Raw genomic sequence first — 4,406 nt, forward strand, 5'->3', positions numbered from 1 at the left:
CTGTATTGCATTCTTTATCCTCGCTTTCCTGTACTGACGAATTTTTAGCTTACATCCAGTATACCATAAAACAGTTTTTTTTCCTACCATTATATGGGTATGTATGAACCTGTTTTTACGGGACTTGAGAATAAATAGGAGAATTAGAAACAAGCGGAAGCAGTGCGCTTTAAATCATTTTTATGACTGCCTTTATCACATCCTCTTTGTGATTTAAATTATAATCTACGCCTTCCATAACGTCATTGAAATCATATGTATGGGACACAATTTCTTTGAGCGGAATTAGTCCGCTGCTTACAGCACTGATTGCTGCAGGATAAAGATTCCGGTAGCGGTATACGGAATATATGGTACCCTCCATGGCGTTTAATGTGGCGATATCCAGTTCCAGTACGGGTTCGGGAGAAACACCCACTAACGTCACTTTTCCGGCTCTTTTAATCAGGCGGCAGGTCTGAAGTGTTGTAGCCCTGTTTCCGGCACATTCATATACCTGATCTACCCCTCCGCCCGGAAGTGTTTTGACAAATTCTTCGATATTTTCTGTCTTGCTGTTAAATACTCGGGTGGCTCCCAGTTCTTTTGCTTTTGTGAGACGTTTATCCAGGATATCCACTACATAAATCTCACTGACTCCTCTGGCTTTTAAGGACATCAGTGTTACCAATCCGATGCATCCTGCTCCCAGTACCACAGCAGTTTCACCCAGTTTTGCATTGGATAATTCACAGGCATGCATCCCCACTGCCAGTGGTTCCATCAATGCCCCTTCTAATGTAGATACATGGTCAGGCAGTTTAAAAGTCATGCTTGCTGCATGAGTACAATATTCGGAAAAGACTCCGTCTTTTTCTTTGGGTATCGCCATGAACTTTACTTCTTTACATAGATTATAATGTCCCTTCAGGCAGTCTTCACAGTGTCCGCAGGGAACCCCCGGCTCTAAGGCAACCCGGTCTCCGATCTCAAACCCAGTTACCTCTTCTCCGATAGCGGTTACTACGCCTCCTGGCTCATGGCCCAGGACCAGGGGACCATCCGGAACCCAGTTTGCAAGCCTGCCCTCAGCGTAAAAATGCAGATCCGAGCCACATACTCCCACGTATTCTAACTTAATCTGTAACTCTCCTTTTCCTGGCTGTGGTACAGGTCGTTCCTCCCACTCCATTTTTAAAGGACCTGTCATAACTGCTACTTTCATTGTTCCTTCCATCTTTATAACCCTTCTTTCTGAATGTGATCCTGTGATAAAATATTATAGTACGATTGCTGATAAACTAAATTTTATTAAGTTTGTATTAAATAATAAAATGCATTGTGGTTCCTATCCTTTTTGCCTGTTTTATTGATTATTACAGGTATTATAACAACTCGTGTTTTGCATGTCAATAGAATAAATTAAAATAAATTAGTTAAATAAATATGTTTTCGATTGTTTTTAAGTGTATTCACTAAATTATATTTAGCATCAGTATTAATCTTATATTGATACTATTTTTTGTACACAAAAAGAACAGCCTCTTTCGATACTGTCCGAAGCTGTTCCTGTTCTATCACAGGGCAATGATTACTGTAAATGTGCTGCCCTTTTCTACCTGGCTTGTTAAAGTAATATTCCCCCAGGCGATCCATTATCCGCTGTTTTAAAATTGTAAAAGACCGCTTTATGTTACAATCTTTTAACACTTTCCCGCACAACCAGATTGGTGCCGACTTCAATTTTCAGGGATTGTTCTCTTGCTTTTTCCATCTTGGATATAAGGAGATCTACCGCTGCAGGTCCAAAAATATTCTTAGGGACATTAATTGTGGTGAGTCCCGGTTTTACCACTTCGCTGATAGGTCTGTCATCAAATCCAACGATGGAAATATCCTCCGGCACGCTGAGTCCGGATTCCTGGATACCATGAATAGCACTGCAGCCAATTAGATCATTCTCTGCAAAAAATGCAGTGGGATACTTTGAATTGCTTTGTAAATAATTTTTTATCCCCTGCTTTACTTCATTTTCTGAGTATCCCAAATCCACAACGTATTCTTTGTTAAATGTCACCCCGAGTCGCTTTAACTGATTTTTATATACCATATACCGTTCATCAAAACTGTTGATTCTCACCTTGCTGCGAAGATAACCAATCTCTCTGTGCCCCATTTCATACAGATGGGAAAGTGCCTTGCTTGTACCCTGGGTATTGTTGATTGCAACGGCATCGACATCATTTTCCTGGAAAGAATTATCCAATACCACAAACGGCAGACCGGAATCTTTAAAAACAGCAAGGTCTTCATACTGCATTTCTACAGCAAATAGAATCAATCCCTTGCAATTTGCAGCCCCCAGCAGATTTTTCTGTTCTTCCAGGATCATTTTTTTATCCAGATAAATAAAATTTAAGTGATAGCCATATTTGCTGACACTGTAGTTAATGCCTTCCAAAATGCAGGTAAAAAAGGGAGATTCATTGACGATATTTCCCCTTCTTTTATATACTGCAAATCCAATGCTCCCATTATTCGCCACGTTCTCTTTTAACATGTATTCACAGCCAAGTTCTTTAATTTTATGAATGATTTCCAGACGCCTTTGATCGCCCACACCCGGTTTATTATTCAGTACCAGAGAAACCGTCGCCGTAGATACCCCGATCATCTCAGCAATGTCTTTTGCTCTTAATGCCATAGTCCACCTCTATTACGATATAGTTTACATACAAATATAATTTAGTTAATATTACTAAATTTTTTACTAAATTGCAATAGAGAATATGAGACATCAGCGTTTTAATGCATAAGCAAACAATCCAAGCCCAACTAAAGTGATGCCAACGGACAAGCCAACAGTTTTCATAATTTTGCGATATTTTCATCCGCCATCACCACCTCTCCATAACAGATTTATCAGATTTTAGCTGAGAATCCAATCCACCGGAAGTAGAATTTAAGTGGAATCTGCTAATTTTCCACCATAATTTCAACTTTCACCAAATATTCGTCCTCATCCTGCATTGCCATTTCATTAAGAGGATATTCCTCATAGGCATTCCCTGTTATCTTCCTGTTTGTTTTATCCAGATAGGAAAACAATCGCTGGTAAACGCAATGAGATTGCCCGTATCTGCATCTGCCATATGCCGTCGCATAGGAACCTGCCGGTTTATATCCATTTGTACCGTGTTTGGCTTTCAGATAATATTGGTATACCGGATCAATCAAACTCTTCAGCAGATTCTCTCGCGCAATCACGACACCCATGGGACAACCCAGATCCATTCCCTGTTCCGCTGCGTAGTTGTAAAAAGATATGGTATTCTCATCCTCTGTCTGCCCCGTTTCAGAAGGCGGTCCCAGAAAAACAGGTTCCCGTTTCTTTTTCACAATCTTAATCTCATCCACATCTGTGGTCAGCGCTTCATTTGCCATGTCGGTATATAACTTCATAATTTCCTGCAGCCGGCAAAGTTTTGTGATCTCCGTCTGAATTTTTTCTTCCTGAGTCTGAAACAGGTTAATCATCTGTTCCGGTGTTCTGCTGCTGGCATACTGTTTAATCTCTTCTATCCCAATTCCCAGTTCCCGAAGTGAAGCGATCAGATACGCCGATCCCAGCTGGCGGCGCGTATAATAGCGGTAATCGTTGGCTCCCCGGTGTTCCGGAACCAGAAGTCCAATCTTATCGTAAAAAATCAGATTTGCCCGTTTTATCCCGGTGAGTTTTGCAAATTCACTAATTGCCATGTATGGTTTGTTTTTCATTTTAATCTCCTCCTTGCAGGTCGCAGACCCCTCCTCTGGAAAATCCCGGAAGCTTAAATTAATGTCCAATGGAAATCTCGAGGGTGTAGTTTTGTAAAATTCTTGTAAATTCTAAAAAAATGCTTGACTATAAAGTTACTTTATAGTTTATAGTACCATTTAGTGGAAAAGAAGCAACTAAATTATTACATGATGGACGGAGGTATTTATGACTTTATTAAAATCTTTTTTTCGTAACAACAAAGGAAAATCAGCTCTTTTGCTGCTTCTTCTTTTAGGGCAGGTGGCGGGGACCCTGTATATCCCCTTTTTAATAGCAGGTATCGTAGATAAAGGCATTATGAAAGAAGATATGAACACCATTCTTTTGATCGGGGTACAGATGCTGGTCACAGCACTTTTAACCACGATAGTTTCAGTACTGGGCAGTTTTTATTCCGCAGATCTGGCGGCCGCTTTTGGCAGGGATATGAGAAATGCAGTCTTCTGCAAAAGCCAGGAACTGTCTCTTCGGGAATTCGACAGCATCGGTGTCTCATCTATGATCACACGTACCACATCGGACATATCCGTGCTGCAGCAAAGCCTTGGTATGGTCTTCCAGCTAATAGTTCCAGCTCCGCTGATGGTAATTGCGTCTATCCTGATGA

General features: G+C 40.7%; 4 protein-coding genes. 1 reads left to right on the plus strand and 3 read right to left on the minus strand.

Annotated features, from left to right (window positions below; genetic code table 11):
- Positions 1-169: 169 nt before the first annotated feature.
- The 3 genes from ACH2DQ_RS22035 to ACH2DQ_RS22045 all read right to left on the minus strand — a co-directional run bounded on the left by ACH2DQ_RS22035 (position 170) and on the right by ACH2DQ_RS22045 (position 3,756).
- On the minus strand, positions 170-1,216 hold the full coding sequence (locus tag ACH2DQ_RS22035; protein ID WP_394911782.1) for an NAD(P)-dependent alcohol dehydrogenase: 1,047 nt from the start codon (positions 1,214-1,216) through the stop codon (positions 170-172).
- Positions 1,217-1,672: 456 nt separating this feature from the next.
- Positions 1,673-2,683 (minus strand): LacI family DNA-binding transcriptional regulator, encoded by a 1,011-nt coding sequence (locus tag ACH2DQ_RS22040; RefSeq protein WP_394911781.1) that lies wholly within the window; start codon positions 2,681-2,683, stop codon positions 1,673-1,675.
- A 272-nt stretch (positions 2,684-2,955) separates the two neighbouring features.
- Complete coding sequence (locus ACH2DQ_RS22045; RefSeq protein ID WP_394911780.1) at positions 2,956-3,756, minus strand: MerR family transcriptional regulator; 801 nt, start codon at positions 3,754-3,756, stop codon at positions 2,956-2,958.
- 208 nt (positions 3,757-3,964) lie between these two features.
- On the opposite strand from ACH2DQ_RS22045, the gene ACH2DQ_RS22050 reads away from it, so the two are divergent.
- Positions 3,965-4,406 (plus strand): ABC transporter transmembrane domain-containing protein (locus ACH2DQ_RS22050; protein ID WP_395028350.1); only part of this gene is annotated, 442 nt, incomplete at its 3' end.

The organism is Robinsoniella sp. (assembly GCF_034124845.1).